The organism is Paenibacillus sp. FSL P4-0184 (assembly GCF_038004625.1).
In the GTDB taxonomy this organism is placed as follows: Bacteria; Bacillota; Bacilli; order Paenibacillales; family Paenibacillaceae; genus Paenibacillus_AQ.
The window spans coordinates 1823333-1841457 of the sequence record NZ_JBBORN010000002.1; the positions used below are offsets into that span (position 1 = coordinate 1823333).

The following is an 18125-nucleotide window of genomic DNA, read 5'->3' on the forward strand; positions in this document are numbered from 1 at the left end:
AGCCATTTGCATGATTGTTGGGACAGCCTTTTTTTTAATTTGAGCTATAGTGGTTGACAGCAACTCTTAAATTTTTTCCCGCTTCCGCAGAGACATGGATCATTTCTACCTGGAAGTGGTTTGGCACTTTTCCTGAACTCCAGCATCTGCTCCGATTTAAGTCGGTTTGCTAGCAGTATCATCCGTTCATAGGCATATGAGTAGAACATTTTATAACTACGGCAGAAATAATCAACCTCAGTACGATCATGAACATCAAGCCAATTCCGGTTGCGCGGGCACCCCCCATTGCAAAAGCTAAGATACTCACACTTATAGCATGATTCATTCATATTGGGTTTCATTAACAAAAAGTCATCATATATGGGGCTGGTAAGCAATGCTTCAAGGTCGGTATGGCCGATATTTCCTAACTTGTGCTCTTCATCTATAAAGAAATCGCAAGGATAGGCATCCCCGTTCGTTTCAAGCACCATCATCTTCGGGCAGAATGAGTTATGGACGCATAACTCCGCCTCACGATGCATGAATACTAGAAGCATATTCTCAAAAATACGAATGGGAAGCTCCGGATACCCCTCGTTGTACCACAGATCAAATGTACGGCATAAAAACGCTCCGTATTGTTCAGGTGTAATTCGAAAGCGGCCGGACATATCACTCTTCTGTGAGACAAAATCCATGCAAGGGATAAACTGAATATAAGGAAATTGTTGTTCCTGGTAGAATGCCATCAATTCGTCTGGTTTCATCACATTATCTTCGTGAATCACCGTCAGAATACTATATTCCACACCTTCATTCTGTAGATGGCGAATCCCACGCATAACTAGATCATAACTACCTTTCCCCGAACCCGTTTTACGATGTGCATCATGAATGGGCTCAGGACCGTCCACACTAATCCCAACCAAAAAGTTGTACCGTTTAAAAAATCCCGCCCATTTCTCATGAATTAGCGTTCCGTTGGTCTGCAGCGCATTACTGATCATCGTATGAGGTGGAGCGTACTTAGCTTGGAGTGAAATCACGCGTTCAAAATATGAAAGTCCGGCTAATAGCGGCTCCCCTCCCTGCCAAGAGAAAGTCGCTATACCAGATGATCTTTTCATGTACTGAGCGATAAATCGCTCCAGAAGATCCGTATCCATCACTCGGATTGGTTGATGAGGATGTCCCCCTGCTGTGCTGTAATAGCAATAATCACAGGTTAAATTACAATCCTCTGAGACGGTTTTCCACATGACATGAAGAGTCTCAGGCCTTGAGATCTGTATGCAAGTTGTCATATGATTCTGCCCCTCCTATAAAAATACAACCTTAATGAAACCTATTTCCTATTTCTTCAATTAAATCATAGGTATGTGCATCAACGATGAGTAAAACATCATACTTTGTCGAATATCTAGAGATAAAAAAACACACTCCCCATTGTCTGTCGAGACAATGGGGAGTGTGTTTTCTTTGAAGATAAATAGAGCATTACCAGACACTGTTTCTTTAATTACGGACGTATTCCTTATTCGCTGTTTCCAACATTGATTTCCAATCCGCAAATTTAGTCTCTCTAACTACATGACGATCAAAAAGTTCATCAGGTATGTCAGCAACATCTTCTTCTGTCTTTACTTGAAAGTTTCCTTTGGTTACAAACTCATCGAAACTTTTGTAATTGGAATACTTACTCATAAACGCTTCATTAAACAATTTCTCGAAAGAGATGTGATTGGGATCTTCTTGATACGTTTTCTGTCCTTGTAACTCATTCATCAATTCTTCCATGGTCATTGGTTTTTGTCTTCTCAAATTACCACTCCTAATTTTCTGTTATAGTTGTAGAATATCATGTTAATCCATAAATCACACGAATCCTAAGCTTACCATAATTTTCGCTATTTCACCTTTCAAATTTCACTTAATATGCAAATGATCCGCCTCTATACTTAAAATACAACAAAAAACCTCCCTTATTCATAAGGAAGGCTCTTATTTTTAGGACAATTTCACCAGGCTGTAGTTTTTCTTACCCTTACGGATAATGATAAACCGGCCGCCGATAGCTTCGCTAGCTGTAACTTCCAGTGCTACGTCGCTAACTTTCTCACCATTCATGGAGATTGCTCCTTTGGTGATATCCTCACGTGCTTGACGCTTAGACGGCTCGATACCGAGATCAACCAACCACTCTACGATATTTTTAGATTCCAGTGTAGTTTCGTAGGTCGGCATTTCCTTGAAGCCTTGCTCGATCTCATCAGCAGTTAGGGATTTGATATCTCCACTGAACAGAGCAGCAGTAATACGTTTAGCCTGCTCCAGCAATTCTTCACCATGCACGAATCTGGTCATTTCTTCAGCAAGTGTTTTTTGTGCTTCGCGTTTATGCGGTTCAGTCTGTACTTTTTCCGCAAGTGCATCAATTTGCTCTTTAGATAGGAATGTAAAGTACTTCAAGTATTTCACAACATCACGGTCATCAGTGTTCGCCCAGAACTGGTAGAACTCAAACGCAGTCGTTTTGTTTGGATCGAGCCAGATTGCCCCTCCAGCTGATTTACCGAATTTTGTTCCATCAGCTTTCAACATAAGCGGGATCGTTAGACCGAATGCTTTTGCTTCAGGTCCTTCTTTTCTACGGATCAGATCCAGACCGCTTGTAATGTTGCCCCATTGATCGGAGCCACCAATTTGGAGCTGCACATCTTCATGCTGGTACAGATGCAGGTAATCTAGGGATTGCAGGATTTGGTAGGAGAATTCAGTAAAGGAAATTCCGCTGTCCAATCTGCTCGCTACAACATCTTTGGCAAGCATCGAATTGATGCTGAAGTTCTTACCATAGTCACGCAAAAATTCGATCACATTGATTTTATGCGTCCAATCGTAGTTATTCACCATACGAATTTGATTGTCGCCATCAGTAACGAACAGTTTTTTCATTTGTGCGGTAAGCGCATCTACGTTAGCTTGGATTTGCTCCAGCGTCTGCAATGAACGCTCGGATTGTCGTCCACTTGGATCACCTATCGTACCTGTAGCACCGCCAATCAGCATAACCGGACGATGTCCTGCAAGCTGGAATCTTTTGAGTACCATGAACGGAATCAAGTGACCAATATGCATACTGTCACCCGTCGGGTCTACACCGCAGTACACCGAAACGGATTTCTGGTTGGTCAATTCTCTAAGCCCTTCGGCATCGGTTTGTTGATTGATGGCATCGCGCCATTCTAGTTCATCGATAATATTCATTGCCTAACACCCCTTAAATTAGTAGATATCCTATAACGAATCATCAGTCCGCCAAGCGAATATAAGGATAGTTGATGAAGAGAAACATATAAATCCTTATATTTGAAAACAAAAAAAATCGTCCCCCTGTCTATTGTAGACATAGGGACGATTGAATAACCGTGTTACCACCCAGATTGCACCAATGAAACGCTAATGCTAAAACACAGCATTGATGCCACTCGTGACGAGATATCGTTCGCCATTCCGCTCGGTGTTAGCCGAGATACTCCAAAGTGTAATTCGTACTCTTAGTGTGTACCGGGTTTCATCAACCCCCAGCTTTCTGAAACAGGGACTAAGCTACTACTGGGCTTCTTCAACGTATATCGTATATAAGATTACAGCCAGTATAGTGAAATAATTCTTCAATGTCAACATCTTAAGCTGAGAATGCTGAGACACACTCCTGCTGTGACGCACTACTAGTCATTGCCTGTTTTTTTCTGTTACAATTACAAAAAAAGAGGTGAACGACTCCGTATGCTTGATCCAATCGATAATCATATTTTAGAACGCCTAACTCAAAACAGCAGAATTTCCTACACCGATCTAGCTAAAGAAGTTAATTTATCAAGTGTTGCGGTTAAGGATCGTATTGATCGGCTCGTCAATCAAGGAATTATTGAGCAATTCTCAATCGTCATCAACGCAGAAAAATTAGGAAAGAAAATTTCGGCGTATCTAGAGCTTGAAGTGGAGCCTGCCCATTTAAATTATATTGTCAGAGTCCTAAAAGAAAATGAACGCGTAGCCGTACTTTATGAAATGACAGGGCCATGCATTCTTCACATTCACATTCTAGTTGAGAACCTTGAAGAGATGGAGCGGTTTATGCATGAATCCATCTACTGTCTGGATGGTCTAGTCCGTGTAGAAAACCAAATCTTATTAAAACGCCACAAAAATCAGGATGGTCTAAATATATAAAAAAAAGAACCGACTTTAAGACGGTTCTTCTCTGGTTTGGATCTTATTATGATTATGAAATGATTGCTAATTCGACCTACTCTGTTTTAGATAGCTTAGCTTTATAAAATTTCGCGAAATATTCGCTGATCTCAACCTTCTCGTTCACAACACTTATTGGGGCTACAAGTTTCACTGTCTCTCCATTGTACATTCCTGTCGTCGCCCCGACTTTCATCTCTAGAACATTATTATTGTAGCTTATAGTTACTGTCTGAGTATCCGGTTTCCAGCTCACCTTCGCACCAAAGCTTTCAAAGCTGCTACGTAATGCCACTGCCTTGCGCTCCGAATCACCGAATTGGCCTTTATCGATCAAAGCATGCACACCCCAGTTTCCATCCACCACCTGTGTAATTCCAAAATCCGCTGACACAGACATCAGTGAGTACGCTTCATCCTCACTCAAATCCATGCCACCCATTAGAAAATCTTTCGTTTTATGAGCAGCATCCTTCATCGCTTTGTCGATGGAAGAGTTTTTAAAGATATCCTTTTGTGCACTTGCTCCGAGCGCTTCCAAATAATTCGCGTAGCTGAAGCCATGTACAACCCATTCGTTCTCATTCTCTAGTAATGGGAAACTTAACCCATTCAGTTTTTTGTTAAGCGTTGCTTTTTTATGAAGAATGACTTGAATATCACCCGTGACTGATGTCTCGATTGCTGTGCCGTTAATCTCCGAATCCCCTTGACCGGCATGCGGATCACCAATCGACAGTAACGCACCCGGTACGGATACAGGATAATACATCGTAGCACCTTCTGTAATCCGCCAATCATCAACGTTGCCACCATTGTATGAAGGAGGTACTGAATCTACGATATCCGCTTCTTTAGGCGCCACACCCATCGTACCGAAGTGGAGACGTACTGGAATCTTCACACCTTTCAATACATCAAAATTCTTATCAATCGTATTATGGTCTACAATAACACCTGGGTAGTCGATTGTCGGGTGCACTTGACCATCCGGATCAGTTTGCACTGTCCATTTGTAGTTATAAACAGCTGTTGCATAATCCGTCCCACCCTCAGTATCCATCTCATAGATAGTGACCACTTCACGTTTTTTCGGCTCCTCCACCATATCTCCGTATAGATAACCCCAGTTCGCCGCGGCATTCACGCCATAGGTTTTACCTGCGTATTTGTCATTTCCATTAGGTCTCAGCTTCATGTCCAGAATTTTCACTTCCAGAACATCCCCTGGCTCAGCGCCTTCTACTGCGATAGGTCCCGTCATAATATGTACGCCTGGTCCACGCAGCGCTTCGTTCTTCTCCCCTTCTATCCAGTGAAAAATATCTTCAACACCCGCATCCCCTTTAATCATTCGATCGTAGTCATCACCGGAATGATGCGTAATAGCCTCAACCGTCACAATATCTCCCGATTGTACCGTTAAAGCTGGGTCACCTTTACCAATATTCCCCCAGCGAACAGTCTCCGAATTCGCCTTTAGAACATGCGTTTTCGGTTTATACGCACTTTCCAGCGTGTCAGCAAAAATAACACCGACTGACGAGTCAGCTAACAAAACCGTCGATAAAATGACACTAACCTTCAGAAATGTTTGTCTTTTCATAGTCAAATCCTCCTAAACTCAATTCAATGTTATATTTTATAACATTTTGTGTTTTTGAGTATAACAGAAGGATTCCAGATTAACAATATAAATATTTATACGCTTCTAGGTTTAAATAATAAATCAGAACTATTAGATATCTTTAATTATCCAAGCCTCCTTCTTCGTTACAATAAAAAAACGCCAACACTTATTAGCTAATTAGCCATAGTGTTTGACGTTTATCATCCATTCTAAAGCGACAATTCATTTTCAACGTAGATCAGTAATACTCCTAGTTGCCCGTGTTACAATCCGTTTCGTTTCCTTGGAATCCGAAGAAATTAACCACTTCTCACTAAGCTGTTGCACCCAGTCTGGATTGCTTTTACTCGCATCGTTCAACCAATTACTTACAGAATCCTGAACGTATTTTGCCGGATCTGACTTAAGTGGTTCTAATAATGGAAGTGCTATTGCTGGGTTTTCTTTTAGCGCAGTAATATGCTTCGCCCATACCCCATGTGGCCGCGTCAATTCGATTGCATATCTCCTTATGTTCGTATCTTGATCATGAACCCAGCTCTCTAAGAACTTAATGGATTCATCCAATTCTGCAATGACCGATTCCCTTAAAGCCATCCATGAAATCTCACGTACCCCAAAATGATCATCCGCTGCAAAGGGACGGATATCCATTAGCTTTTGCGATAGGCTTAAAGATTGATTTAGACCGATCATATAGGCAGCCCAACAGCGGACACTATCGGAACGATGCTGCGCTAATGCTGAGAATACTCGGACTTGTTCCACCTCTGATTTACATTCCAATACCTGTTGCCACTCCCGCGCGATAGCCGGTATGAGCTTCATGATTTTCTTTTCCGATGAATCGCGAAGCCTTTTTAAAATTGGTTCGGATTCCTGTCCAAAACCTAGCTCGTCCAGCACATTTTCCAACAAAACCATATGGTCCACAGCAAGCCATTCCGTTAGATTTACAGTCTGTAATTGTCCTTTATGCAATAGTCCAACAACATCAGCAGGAATATCGCTAACTTTTCGAGCTCCCTTCCTATTCTCCATAGAAATCTTCCCTTCACCTATGATTTTAAAGGCTTGGATAACCTTCTTCTTATATCTAGGATACGGGTATTTCTAACCATAAAGATGTAATCTCATTTACAGCTCATAATCTTTATAAATTTCTTTCCAAAATCCTATCATGATGGATACGTATAGATCTGAACCCAGTCTGAAGCACCTCAGCTTTTACCAATTCTTGCAATGCCACAGTAACCGCTTCTCTGCTCGCACCAATCAAATTGGCGATTTCTTGATGTGACAGTGGAACATTGATTTTATAATAATCATCCTCACTTTTAACGCCTAGTTGATCCGATAGCTTTAAAAGAACGCACAATATTTTATCATGCAGATTTCCGATGGCTAGGTTTTGAATTAACTGACTCATACTTTTTATACGATCGCTCAATACTTGCATTAATGACATCAAAAATCTAGGTCGAGTAGCTACGAAATCTTCAAATCTAACAGGATCAATTGTACAGATATGACACTCTTCCATGGCTTCAATGTAATGATCTTTGGTTCCAAACGAAATCACGTTCATTTCACCAAAAACATTACCCTCACTCAGAATATCCGAAGTAAACTGCTTCCCATCCGCATTCAATCGGTATAAACGCACCTTTCCTTTTTTCACAAAAAATAATCCTTCAGAGAAGGTTGTCGGTGTCTGGATATATGTATTTTTCGGGACTACTGTTATTCGAGTTAACTCTTCCATTTCCATTAGATCTTCCAGCGCTAACGATTGAAGCAAATTGAATTGAGATAAATAATGAATAGTCTCCATTGCCCCTCCCTTATATAACGTTATTCGTTATTTTAGTATACCGCACAAAAAAAGCCACGTCCTAAGGACGCAGCTTATTCGTTAACTGTTACTTGCTTCCCAGCGCGCTACTTCTTCACGAACACGAGGAGCTACTTCCGTTCCCAGCAGTCTAATCGCCTGCATAACATCCTCATGAGGCATTGTACCGTGGGGCATATGTAAAAAGAATCGCGTAATTCCCACATGCTTGCGAAGATGAATGATTTTGTTCGCAACGGTTTCTGGATCACCTACGTACAGAGCGCCATCAAAGCTGCATGCTGCATCATAATCAGAACGATGGTATGGCGGTGTCCCTTTTTCCTTCGCCCGCACATTGGTCCGAGCATGCGTTGAAGGGAAAAATTTCTCCAGTGCTAACTCATTAGTCTCAGCAATAAACCCGTGTGAGTGTGAGGCAATAGGCAGGCTTGAAAGATCATAACCGGCTTCAGCCGCTGCTTTTTTGTAGAGCTGCACATGCTTCGTATAATCAAGCGGCTGAACATTTCCAATAATAGCTAATACAAAAGGTAAACCTAATGCTCCAGTGCGGATCGCAGACTCTGGACTGCCTGCACTCCCAATCCAAATCGGTAACGGATCTTGAACCGGACGCGGGTAAATCCCCAGATTGTTTATGGCTGCTCGATGTTTGCCACTCCAGGTTACTTTTTCTGACTTTTGGATGGCTAATAACAATTCCAGCTTCTCATTAAAGAGTTCTTCATAATCTTTCAGATCATAGCCGAATAATGGAAAAGACTCTGTAAACGAGCCGCGGCCGATCATAATTTCTGCGCGTCCATTCGAAATGCCATCTAGCGTTGCAAAATCTTGAAATACACGTACGGGATCTGCTGAAGAAAGGATCATTACGGCACTGGTCAAACGAATTTTCGAAGTCAACGATGCAGCTGCAGCTAACACAACCGCAGGTGATGAAGCCGCATAATCATTACGATGATGCTCGCCCACTCCGTATACATCTAGTCCCACCTCTTCGGCAAGTACAATTTCCTCCACTACTTCACGTAGTCGTTCCGCATGACTTATTGTCTCACCCGTTTGGACATCGGGCGTTGTCTCGACAAAGGTACTTATTCCAAGTTCCACTTTCGTTTCCTCCTAAAGTTCTGCACGATGCATTATTCTCTGGATGTAAATGTTTGAATATTCATAATTACATTTAATCAAGAAACCCATTATAATAGGATTCACCGATAATTCCAAGTATTTCAGATCCCCTCGATTATTGATCGGTCTGAGGAGCCCTTATTTTAATGATTTTGTCCATTTTGCGAGATTATCGGACTCAGATGCTGCTTTTTGCTCAAAACCAGTAGCACAATGTGTGTTTTTATGGAAATGAGAACCATACGGTCCGAAACTAGTGCGATGTAAGAGCCAAGACAATATTAAAAGACCACTAATCACCTGAAAAACGGAAATTTAGTGGTCTATTTTTAGCTAGTTCATGTTCCCTATACTCGAACTTATGGGCTTATCCAGCGGTTTCGGAGGTTTTCTGTGATTGATTCCAATCCCGACTCGACCGAACACAAAGGCTCCGCCTGGAATACGATTCGCTATGTTCATGATGATCGCCGATCCTACCACACATCCGACAAATTGGAGAAGCACACTGAATAGTCCAAGGTTTTGCAACCCGAACGAAGAAGGAAGTTTGACGAATAAAGCCAACAACAACGGGTGAAGCAAATATATGCCGAAGGAGTATCTACTGCTCCACTCCAGCACACGCGGCACTTTTTTCAATGAAGAAGCCACTGTGAAGAGTAGTAGAATCATGCTCATGGCGAAAAGTAACATATCAATTCTCTTGGAACTATGTGCCGTAATCCAGCCTTGCCCATTCACGAATAGCACAAACGCGCCTGTTACAACTGGAAGCACGTAGACAGCTAAACGGAACTGTTTTAATTTTTCCCGGAACCAAGCCTCATTTCGCCCCAAGTAATAAGCCACAGTAAAGTAGAAAATCCACCCCGGAGAGAAAACCCAATACAATTTATCCCAAATATATTGAGCAGCTACCGTATCTACGGGTTTGGTGAAATTGAAAAAACCTAAATAAGCCACATTTATAACGAATGACGCAATCAGTATAGAGCGTGGAGTGAATTTTTTGGCATGCTTTTGAAATAAGAGGAACAAGGCATAAAACTGAAAGATAATTAGGATAAAGTAGCCATGAAAATCGCCAAGTAACCAATGACGCCAGAGAAAGTACCAAAAAGCCTGAAGAAGCGGAATCCCCTCACTGCTCGCCATATCCAATCCTTTTAACCCTGCGTACAAAGCTCCGAAAAAAAAGTAAGGAAGCAAAATATACTTGATCCGTTTCTCCCAAAATTTCGCGGGAATTCCGTCCGGGTATGCAAAAGACAATACGAATTGCGAGATAAATACGAATACCGGTGTGCCAAATGTAAGCAGTAGACCCACTGACTCTACCCAAGGCGTGTTCCCATCCTCATAGACTCGATATAAAGCATGTAACAGCGCTATACTTAAGCAGGCTATACTTCGTAGAACAAACATTTCCGAATTTAATTTTCTTTCCATGGGGATAACCCCTTTCGATATTTGCGATTAATGGTCCACAGCACTGCCTACAGTCAATCGGGCTGCAATCGTCTTCTTGAGTCCCTGGTGAAGATCATGGTGAGGAGACCAGGACATCAACTCGTTTGCTTTACTATTGTTTAAGTAGCTGTGAAGAATATCTCCCGGTCGAGCCTGTTCATAGGTTGTCTGGGATTCCCGACCTGTAATACCGCCTATCATTTCTACAATCGTATTAATGGAGGTCGCCACCCCGCAGCTAATATTTATGATCTGATTATCCGCATTCTCATCTGTACAAGCCGCATTTACAAACGCCTGTGCAACATCCTCAACATAGACAAAATCCCTGGTCTGTTCTCCATCCCCATAAATCACAAGCTCCTTGCCTTGCTTTATGCGATCCAGAAAAATCGAAACGACACCAGCTTCACCATGCGAGCTTTGTCGAGGTCCATATACATTCGCAAGACGAAGAATGGTGTACTTTAGCCCATGCATGCTGGCAAACATCCGAATATAAGACTCAGGAACACTTTTTGATACCCCATAACAAGATTCAGGATTTAAGGGATGTTTCTCGTCAATGCTCAAATATTCAGGATTACCGTATACAGCGGCCGACGAGGCGTACACGATCTTTTCAACCTGATGCGCCTCACACATCCGCAGGACGTTAAGTGTGCCAACAATATTCACATTCGCATCAAACAATGGATTGCGCTGAGATTCTCTTACGTCAATCTGTGCAGCCAGATGAATGACCGCATCCGGTTTCTCACGGATAAAGACTTCACCCAGTGTCTCGTCCCGAATGTCGTACGGATATAAAAGAGCGGAAGGATTTCTATAGAATGAGCCGGAAGCACCCGATAAATTATCTACAATTACAGTTTCGATCCCCTCTCTTATAAGCCGGTCAACAACATGCGACCCAATAAAACCAAGCCCCCCAGTTACTAATACCTTCAAATAAAAAACTCCTTTCGCCCTGTAAAGTGCTCTTTGTACCATGCATCTGTAGAAAAGTTCACATAAAATACTTAAGAAGAAACGATGTTGTCATCCTTTATGGACGACAACCGTTACTCGTAGAAATATAAGGATGATTTATAACGTGAAACTTAGCCTTATATTTCAAATCAAAAAATAAAGGAGTGAAGTATATGGCAACTGCACCTATTCCAGATAACTCTGTAACAACGTCCGTTATTGCGGACGGAGCAGTCACTTCTATTAAATTAGATCCTGAAACTAACGGTTACGTGAATGTTCGATCTTATGGAGCTACAGGGAATGGTACCAAAGATGACACCGTCGCGATTCAAAATGCAATTAATGCTGGAAATGCCAAACGCAAGGTTGTTATTTTTCCGCCTGGTGTATATAAAGTCTCTTCCGGCCACATGCGTAACCCTTCAGTCCTAGATTGGTGGTGTCTTCGTATTCCAACCGGAACTAACCTAAGCTTTGATGCCGGCTCAAAATTGGTGCTTGCCCCTAACCCACCATCGGATACTCGAGTTCTTGTTATGTTAAATGCCTCAAACATCACGATATCCGGCAGCCTCGAAATAGACGGAAGTGCTTCGACTGTTAAAACAGCCGTCAACGATCAACTTCATGGCTTGTTCATTTCTTCTTCGCAAAATATAACGATCGAATCGGTGTACTCTCATGATTGCTATGGTGATAATATTTTCATTGGAGGGACAGAAGATATCCCATCCGTTAATGTGCATATCGGATATGCGTACTGTGAAACGGCTGGTCGAAAGAACTTTGTAGTCCATTTTGTAGACCAGCTTCATGTCAACAGAGCGGTATTAAATAACAGTCGAGGTGGTGCACCTGGGTTTAATGGCGCCAATTCACTCGATGTAGAACCCGACATCTTCAAGGGAACGCGTAGCTTTTATCAGCGATTCGACTCTTTGACAACAACTGGTTTCGGCAATGATATGACAACTGGACTTTCAGATGAGATAACGAGACTCTGGACTCTCGACATCGGTTCACTAGATATGCGTGTAAGTGGATCAGTAAGTCCAGCATTGCTGTCCTATGGATTGACGCTAAAAATCAGCCATTTGTCTATTCGCTCGACGGATCATAAAGCTAATTACGGTCTACAAACGATCTATTCACAATTTATTGATATCGGAAGCGCAAGGTTCGATGGAATCGGCGGCCCTGCGATCTACGCTGCGTTTAATGCTGCTGGAGGAAAACCAAGATTGCATATCGGCTCGTTAGGGATGTACGGCTCGGGTTCCACCTTAGCAAGCGGAGTCCGAATCGACGGAGGAGATCTTTATGTGGGGACGATAGATGCACAGGACTTAACGGGCAGTACCTTACAATTATTCACAACAGAGTCTGACGCGATGGTTACTGTCGACAATATGATTGTCCGTAACAGCGGGACGAATCAAGTCGTGCTAGCGTCATCTTATGGTGCAGCTAAGCCCTTCCTGCACCTGAACAATGTAGCAGTGTTCGATACCCGTTCTGTAAAGGTAAAACGCATTCTAGAATTCGAAACTTTGGTTGCCATGCAGGGTACTTCTCTTGGTACCTTGTATAATCCGTATGCTTTAACTGAATGGTTCTCTACCTATGGCAACTTCAAACGGGCAGTCCGACTCGTTGGTGGAACATTACTTCCTGCAGTATTTATTGTGGAAGGATCGCCTGAGGGAACGATTACCGCTCCGATTGGCAGTCTGGCTATGCGAACAGATGGTGTAGCGAAAGCCACTTTTTATGTGAAGGAAAGCGGAACCGGTGCTAACGGATGGATTGCTAAGTAATTTTTCAGTGGTTCTGAATACAAGACTCTATCGCATCCATTACGCGTACCAGATCATCATCCGATAAAGAGCTACCGGAAGGTAGACATACACCTTTTGTGAACAATTGATCAGATACACTATGTCCCTCCATGTATGGATAATAGAAGGCGTTCTCGAACAGAGGTTGCAAATGTAGAGGTTTCCATACAGGTCTAGCTTCTATATTGTTGAATTCCAGGCACTTTAAGAGTTGATTAGCGGAGAAGCCTGCAATTTCTTCATCAATCGTTAGCGCACTTAACCAGCGTGTACTGCGACAATTTGGCGCTTCCGGCATGAAATGAAGACCCGGAATGGATCCCAATCGATCTGAGTACACTTGAGAAATATATCTACGTCGTTCGACCTTTTCCTCAAGTAGCTCCAGTTGCCCTCGTCCTATGGCTGCCAACAGGTTACTTAGCCGGTAGTTATAACCCATTTCGGAATGCTGATAGTGTGGAGCAGTGTCACGTGCTTGGGTAGACCAGAAACGGGCTTGATCTAATGCATCGGTATCATCCGATACAAGCATACCTCCACCTGAGGTTGTAATAATTTTATTCCCGTTGAAAGAATAGATTCCGAAGCGGCCCCAAGTACCACTGGCCTTTCCGTGATAAAAGGCACCGAGGGATTCCGCAGCATCTTCTATTAAAACAATACCGTAACGATTCGCGATTTCTACAATTGGCTCCATGTCTGCGCTCTGCCCGTACAAATTGACAACAACAGCTGCTTTAGGCAGTATCCCTCTATCATTCAAATCCAGGCAGGCCCGCTGAAAGGCTAGTGGACACATATTCCATGTCTCTGGTTCTGAGTCTACGAATACAGGTGTAGCCCCCAAATATAAAATAGGATTGGCACTAGCTACGAACGTGAGCGTCGAACAAATCACGTAATCTCCTTGAGAAACGCCAGCAAGACGTAGTGCGAGATGAATTGCCGCTGTTCCAGAGCTTAACGCAAGTGCACCCTTTGAACCTGTATAGTCGGCCATCTCCCGCTCGAAAGCATCGACTTGTGGTCCGATGGGAGCGATCCAGCCAGAGTGAATTGCATCCTCCAAATAAGCCTGTTCACGTCCACTTACATGCGGTGGGGATAACAAGATTCGTGGTAGAATGCTTGGTTGACGAATACTCATGCCTTGCTCCTTTCTCCATTTGGATGCTTTAATCCAAATGGAATACATATCTTATTGTCTTACTTCAGAGCGTGGTCCATGATATTTTGATTCAACAGAGATGGATGCCGGTAGAGCGGAAAATAATTTCCCGCAACCCCAGTGTCACAGAGTGTAATCATTCGTTCATACACCTCAGGGAAAAATATTCGCTTACCTAAGTAATAGTCTAGTGGTTCTAGTTGAGTAGCGAATCTTAGCTTGAACTGAAACAACTCGTCATTCCCCTTATATCCCCCACCGAGATGGAATTTTTCGTATCCATTCTCCATCCCCCACACGGCTGCTGCGTGGATGAGAAATTTGGTGGGTGACCACTGCAGATAAGCTCGATCCCAACCGCATAAGTGATAATGCATCCATGGTCGATCAAGGAGTACAATACTTGCCCCTACACTCCTCTCCCCATCCATCGCCTCAAACAGCGCTACCCGTCCTTCTGGCATAAGGCTTGTATCTTCTATAAATTTTCGAGGGAAATAATAAAAGGGATCTGCTTGTAAATCATTTAACGTCCCGTAATATAACTCGATGAAAGGCTCGATCCGATCCTTAAGATCCGACTTTCGAATGGTGAATGGAGCTGACTTTAATTTACGGATATTTCTTTTATGATTGCTGCCATAGTTCTGGATTAGCACTGACTCTGAGCCAACTGTCAAATCCATGTATACTGTATTCCGATTGAGCTCCGTAGTAAGCCCTTTTTGGTATTCAGCGGCATTGCCTATGAAAGGATGGAATCTTACAAACTCGGTCATGATCTTTTTCTCTCTGCAGTAATCTGTAAACGTATCACTGAATTGTCGATACAATTCCGTTCGTTCCGCTCCTATAGGCACATTAGATATTGGCCCCCCGTATCCATAAGGTGTGCTGATGTCATACCATTCTCCTTCAAGTCCCAGCTGGATGACTGCGGGAAGATGGCTAATGGAGCGAAGTAAGTAAGGATAAATGATGAGCTTCTCACCCTGCTTAAAAACAAACAGCTCTGCCTGTTGATGATCATCATCCTCAAACAGCCGAAAAAAATCTGCAGAAAAATAGATATCCTTACTATCCATCTGATTCAAATAAGCATCCCATTCTTCAGAATGCGAGCTATTAAGCACAATGAAATCACTCATACGTCACCTCCTAAAAGTTATGTTAGCGCACGCTTCCTTGAGGTACTTCGACAAAACTTACTTTGGAAGCATTCGCTGCTAATCCAATATCTTGATCATACGTATACTTTCAGTGCTTAAGCTTAGCGCTGCGTCTCTCTCACGTAAGAATGCATCGGATGAAAGCAATAACAGCTTTCTCTCCCGGTCAAGGTCGAGTAACACATCGGTTAGTGGATATCCGCCGTCCCACTCATCACTTTGCAGTTGGATGCGAAAATACTGCTCGCCGAGCCGACCCACAACTGAAGTCTTCTGCTTCGTTCTAATCCTAAATGAAGAAAATCCGTATTTTAGATGATGTGCCTCTGCCATTGGGTAATCATCAATAATGTAATTCACTTCTTCATCATCTATATCCGCTCCAGAAGCAATAACATCTGCGCTAGCCGTTAATGAACGATCCAGATCCCTCACATACCAATAAGTACGTCCTTCTTCTACAAAGCCAAGCCGAAGGTACCAAGAATGCGCCTGTTCATTCCATGAGAACACATCCAGTACCAACTTCTTAATATCGTCCTTCTTGGCTAATTTCTCTCCGTACGCCATAAGCATTCCGCCAATACCGTCCTTGCGAAACGCCGCATCCACATTTAAATTATTCAGAACCAATATTTGTTCCATTCTTCGCCATTCCGCGAATCCAATGAGTACTTCTCCAATATAGGCTCCAATCAACAATGTGGCCGAATGACCTCCACACTTACAAGCCGCTTGTAGATATGCTGGATAACCCGTACAAGCAAATATCGTTTGATTGTACACATGCTCCGGTAAATTGCTCTTCAAGAGCCGGCATGCATGATGTATATCGTCTTCATGCAGCGGTCTAAACTGCACACTCATGCCTGGCCCTCCTTTTTATTCAGCCTATACTCATCCAGAGGCAGGCTATGCCGACCTGGATTGGCTACAACATCATCTTGGCGAATCACCTTCAAGACGGTCTTGCATAATATCAGCGCATCAAGTCTGAAACTTAAATTCTCGACATAGGTGACATCATACGAAAGCCGGTCTTTCCACGACGAAGTATTACGTCCTGACACCTGTGCTAATCCCGTAATTCCTGGTCTTACTGAGAAACGCAGCCTCTCCTGTTCGGAATAATATGGGCTATAACGCATGAGTAAGGGTCTTGGTCCAATCAGACTCATTTCTCCCTTCACAACATTCACCAATTGTGGTAGTTCATCCAGACTTAGCTTCCGGATGATTCCGCCAAATTTGATATATCGTCGCTCATCTGGTAACGGCTGACCCTGCGTGTCATACAGTTCAGCCATGGTCCGAAATTTGTAGATAAAGAAGGGTTTCTCTCCCCGTCCTGGTCGTTGCTGCTTGAACAAGATTGGGCTTCCAAGCTTCATTCGAATCAACAACGCCACCACAGCCATGACTGGACTAAATATACATAACATAACGATCGCTCCCACAAGATCGAAGCCTCGTTTCATATGGCGATACATGTTAGTACTCCTCCCGCCTTTCTCTTAATCCGTAAAAAGACGTTCCTTCAGTGAGTTCACCTGTTTTAAATCAGCACTCCAGTAGTACACCTTAGTTCTGACTAGCGGATCAGAACCAAAACTGTTGTTGCCTGGAATCTGCTCGTATTTAAAGTCCTCGGAAGTTATTCCCTTGAATAACCAAGCTAAGCTAAGCAAATCACTGTCACTGAAGCTTGTATCGATAATGTCTTTCTTTTCATGGAGCAATAATCCCGCCAGATCCGGAAGATGCTCAGGGCTCAACAGCTTATTGGCCACAGCTCTAACGATATTGAATTGCTCCTCTTGACGACTAAAGTCACCGTTCGGAGTAGAGTAACGCGCCCTAGCAAGGTAGAGAGCATGCACACCATCCAAATGCTGTTCGCCTTTTTTGATGGTAATCTCTGGGGTTATTGTGACATCCTGATCGATTACCATGTCGATCCCACCGATTGAATCGATGAAATCACGAACTCCAGAGAAATTCGTCTTGATGTAATGATGAATGGGAATATTCATAAAGTCGCTCACCGCTTGAATGAGCGTCAACGTTCCTTGCTCATTCCCACCTTTGGACTCACCAACAATATGAGCATGATTAATTTTGGTGTATCCAACATTTTGTACATAAACCCTTGTATCGCGCGGTACAGAGACGATGTTCACCTTCCGCTGTTCCGGCATTACATGCACAACCATTATCGTGTCTGCACGCGAGATTTCCCCACCCCACGTATCTGTTCCAATTAATACAACATTAAAGGATGAAGTTTTTTTATCGGTTGCTTCTGGCGATGCTGCTGGTTCAGTCGATGGTACTACCACGCCATCCGAATTTGCTGGACTTTTCGGAGTCCCATCCGACTGCGTCTTCCCCACAGGTACTGCAGAAATTTTCGAGTTAGGTATCGTTAATGGATTAAGGGCAGCCTTTTGAAATCGCTGCTCAGCATTTAATACCCCTCTAATCCAAATGCCACCAATTACAATCACAACCAGAAAACTAATCAGGGCGAATCTTCCAATTCGCCGCATGACTATTTGCTTTCTTGTGAAATTCTTGTCACTCTTGCCACGCAAACGCAATTTCTTGTTCCATCTACTCATAAACGACTTCATCA

16 protein-coding genes and 1 other annotated feature are annotated in these 18125 nt (G+C 43.0%); of the genes, 2 read left to right on the forward strand and 14 right to left on the reverse strand.

Going from position 1 to position 18125, the window contains the following annotated elements; genetic code table 11:
- Positions 1-44: 44 nt before the first annotated feature.
- The 3 genes from MKY52_RS29925 to tyrS all read right to left on the reverse strand — a co-directional run bounded on the left by MKY52_RS29925 (position 45) and on the right by tyrS (position 3252).
- Complete coding sequence (locus tag MKY52_RS29925; RefSeq protein WP_341055516.1) at positions 45-1289, reverse strand: anaerobic sulfatase maturase; 1245 nt, start codon at positions 1287-1289, stop codon at positions 45-47.
- Positions 1290-1500: 211 nt separating this feature from the next.
- Complete coding sequence (locus tag MKY52_RS29930) at positions 1501-1788, reverse strand: hypothetical protein (protein WP_042189061.1); 288 nt, start codon at positions 1786-1788, stop codon at positions 1501-1503.
- A 204-nt stretch (positions 1789-1992) separates the two neighbouring features.
- Positions 1993-3252, reverse strand: coding sequence for a tyrosine--tRNA ligase (gene tyrS / locus MKY52_RS29935; RefSeq protein ID WP_060624193.1), 1260 nt, complete (start codon positions 3250-3252; stop codon positions 1993-1995).
- Positions 3253-3392: 140 nt separating this feature from the next.
- Positions 3393-3623 (reverse strand) — a binding site (T-box leader).
- Positions 3624-3774: 151 nt separating this feature from the next.
- Here tyrS and MKY52_RS29940 point away from each other — a divergent pair.
- Entirely contained in the window at positions 3775-4221 is a 447-nt protein-coding gene (locus tag MKY52_RS29940; protein WP_341055519.1) for an Lrp/AsnC family transcriptional regulator, read from the forward strand.
- Positions 4222-4297: 76 nt separating this feature from the next.
- Here MKY52_RS29940 and MKY52_RS29945 read toward each other — a convergent pair whose 3' ends face one another.
- From MKY52_RS29945 to MKY52_RS29970, 6 genes are all read right to left on the reverse strand, one after another.
- The gene (locus MKY52_RS29945) at positions 4298-5848 is read right to left on the reverse strand and encodes an acetamidase/formamidase family protein (protein WP_341055521.1); all 1551 of its coding nucleotides are present in this window, start codon (positions 5846-5848) and stop codon (positions 4298-4300) included.
- 252 nt (positions 5849-6100) lie between these two features.
- Entirely contained in the window at positions 6101-6913 is an 813-nt protein-coding gene (locus tag MKY52_RS29950; protein WP_341055523.1) for a DNA alkylation repair protein, read from the reverse strand.
- A gap of 112 nt (positions 6914-7025) precedes the next feature.
- Positions 7026-7706 carry a Crp/Fnr family transcriptional regulator gene (locus MKY52_RS29955; protein WP_341055525.1) on the reverse strand — a complete coding sequence of 227 codons (681 nt, stop codon included), beginning with the start codon at positions 7704-7706 and terminating at the stop codon, positions 7026-7028.
- An 81-nt stretch (positions 7707-7787) separates the two neighbouring features.
- Complete coding sequence (locus MKY52_RS29960) at positions 7788-8843, reverse strand: LLM class flavin-dependent oxidoreductase (protein ID WP_341055527.1); 1056 nt, start codon at positions 8841-8843, stop codon at positions 7788-7790.
- Between the two features lie 354 nt (positions 8844-9197).
- Positions 9198-10316: an acyltransferase family protein gene (locus MKY52_RS29965; RefSeq protein WP_341055528.1), complete on the reverse strand. Its 1119-nt coding sequence runs from the start codon at positions 10314-10316 to the stop codon at positions 9198-9200.
- A gap of 27 nt (positions 10317-10343) precedes the next feature.
- Positions 10344-11288, reverse strand: a complete 945-nt coding sequence (locus tag MKY52_RS29970; protein ID WP_341055529.1) for an NAD-dependent epimerase/dehydratase family protein — start codon at positions 11286-11288, stop codon at positions 10344-10346.
- Positions 11289-11482: 194 nt separating this feature from the next.
- Here MKY52_RS29970 and MKY52_RS29975 point away from each other — a divergent pair, with 194 nt between their 5' ends.
- Positions 11483-13129, forward strand: a complete 1647-nt coding sequence (locus MKY52_RS29975) for a glycosyl hydrolase family 28-related protein (protein ID WP_188114681.1) — start codon at positions 11483-11485, stop codon at positions 13127-13129.
- A gap of 4 nt (positions 13130-13133) precedes the next feature.
- On the opposite strand, the gene MKY52_RS29980 is transcribed toward MKY52_RS29975, so the two are convergent.
- The 5 genes from MKY52_RS29980 to MKY52_RS30000 form a co-directional block, all read right to left on the reverse strand.
- Positions 13134-14300 (reverse strand): DegT/DnrJ/EryC1/StrS family aminotransferase, encoded by a 1167-nt coding sequence (locus MKY52_RS29980; RefSeq protein WP_341055532.1) that lies wholly within the window; start codon positions 14298-14300, stop codon positions 13134-13136.
- Positions 14301-14359: 59 nt separating this feature from the next.
- On the reverse strand, positions 14360-15469 hold the full coding sequence (locus tag MKY52_RS29985) for a GNAT family N-acetyltransferase (protein ID WP_341055534.1): 1110 nt from the start codon (positions 15467-15469) through the stop codon (positions 14360-14362).
- Positions 15470-15547: 78 nt separating this feature from the next.
- Complete coding sequence (locus tag MKY52_RS29990; protein ID WP_341055535.1) at positions 15548-16357, reverse strand: GNAT family N-acetyltransferase; 810 nt, start codon at positions 16355-16357, stop codon at positions 15548-15550.
- A complete protein-coding gene (locus MKY52_RS29995; RefSeq protein WP_143759584.1) occupies positions 16354-16980 on the reverse strand; it encodes a sugar transferase in 627 nt (208 codons plus the stop codon). Before MKY52_RS29995 ends, MKY52_RS29990 begins: the two co-directional genes overlap by 4 nt.
- Positions 16981-17004: 24 nt before the next feature.
- Positions 17005-18123 (reverse strand): LCP family protein, encoded by a 1119-nt coding sequence (locus MKY52_RS30000; RefSeq protein ID WP_341055536.1) that lies wholly within the window; start codon positions 18121-18123, stop codon positions 17005-17007.
- Positions 18124-18125: the final 2 nt, after the last annotated feature.

Excerpts from the sequence above, each read along its gene's own strand:
- MKY52_RS29925 (WP_341055516.1), bottom strand. The coding sequence starts at position 1,289 with ATGACAACTTGCATACAGATCTCAAGGCCTGAGACTCTTCATGTCATG.
- MKY52_RS29930 (WP_042189061.1), bottom strand. The coding sequence starts at position 1,788 with ATGACCATGGAAGAATTGATGAATGAGTTACAAGGACAGAAAACGTAT.
- tyrS (WP_060624193.1), bottom strand. The coding sequence starts at position 3,252 with ATGAATATTATCGATGAACTAGAATGGCGCGATGCCATCAATCAACAA.
- MKY52_RS29940 (WP_341055519.1), top strand. The coding sequence starts at position 3,775 with ATGCTTGATCCAATCGATAATCATATTTTAGAACGCCTAACTCAAAAC.
- MKY52_RS29945 (WP_341055521.1), bottom strand. The coding sequence starts at position 5,848 with ATGAAAAGACAAACATTTCTGAAGGTTAGTGTCATTTTATCGACGGTT.
- MKY52_RS29950 (WP_341055523.1), bottom strand. The coding sequence starts at position 6,913 with ATGGAGAATAGGAAGGGAGCTCGAAAAGTTAGCGATATTCCTGCTGAT.
- MKY52_RS29955 (WP_341055525.1), bottom strand. The coding sequence starts at position 7,706 with ATGGAGACTATTCATTATTTATCTCAATTCAATTTGCTTCAATCGTTA.
- MKY52_RS29965 (WP_341055528.1), bottom strand. The coding sequence starts at position 10,316 with ATGGAAAGAAAATTAAATTCGGAAATGTTTGTTCTACGAAGTATAGCC.
- MKY52_RS29975 (WP_188114681.1), top strand. The coding sequence starts at position 11,483 with ATGGCAACTGCACCTATTCCAGATAACTCTGTAACAACGTCCGTTATT.
- MKY52_RS29980 (WP_341055532.1), bottom strand. The coding sequence starts at position 14,300 with ATGAGTATTCGTCAACCAAGCATTCTACCACGAATCTTGTTATCCCCA.
- MKY52_RS29985 (WP_341055534.1), bottom strand. The coding sequence starts at position 15,469 with ATGAGTGATTTCATTGTGCTTAATAGCTCGCATTCTGAAGAATGGGAT.
- MKY52_RS29990 (WP_341055535.1), bottom strand. The coding sequence starts at position 16,357 with ATGAGTGTGCAGTTTAGACCGCTGCATGAAGACGATATACATCATGCA.
- MKY52_RS29995 (WP_143759584.1), bottom strand. The coding sequence starts at position 16,980 with ATGTATCGCCATATGAAACGAGGCTTCGATCTTGTGGGAGCGATCGTT.
- MKY52_RS30000 (WP_341055536.1), bottom strand. The coding sequence starts at position 18,123 with ATGAAGTCGTTTATGAGTAGATGGAACAAGAAATTGCGTTTGCGTGGC.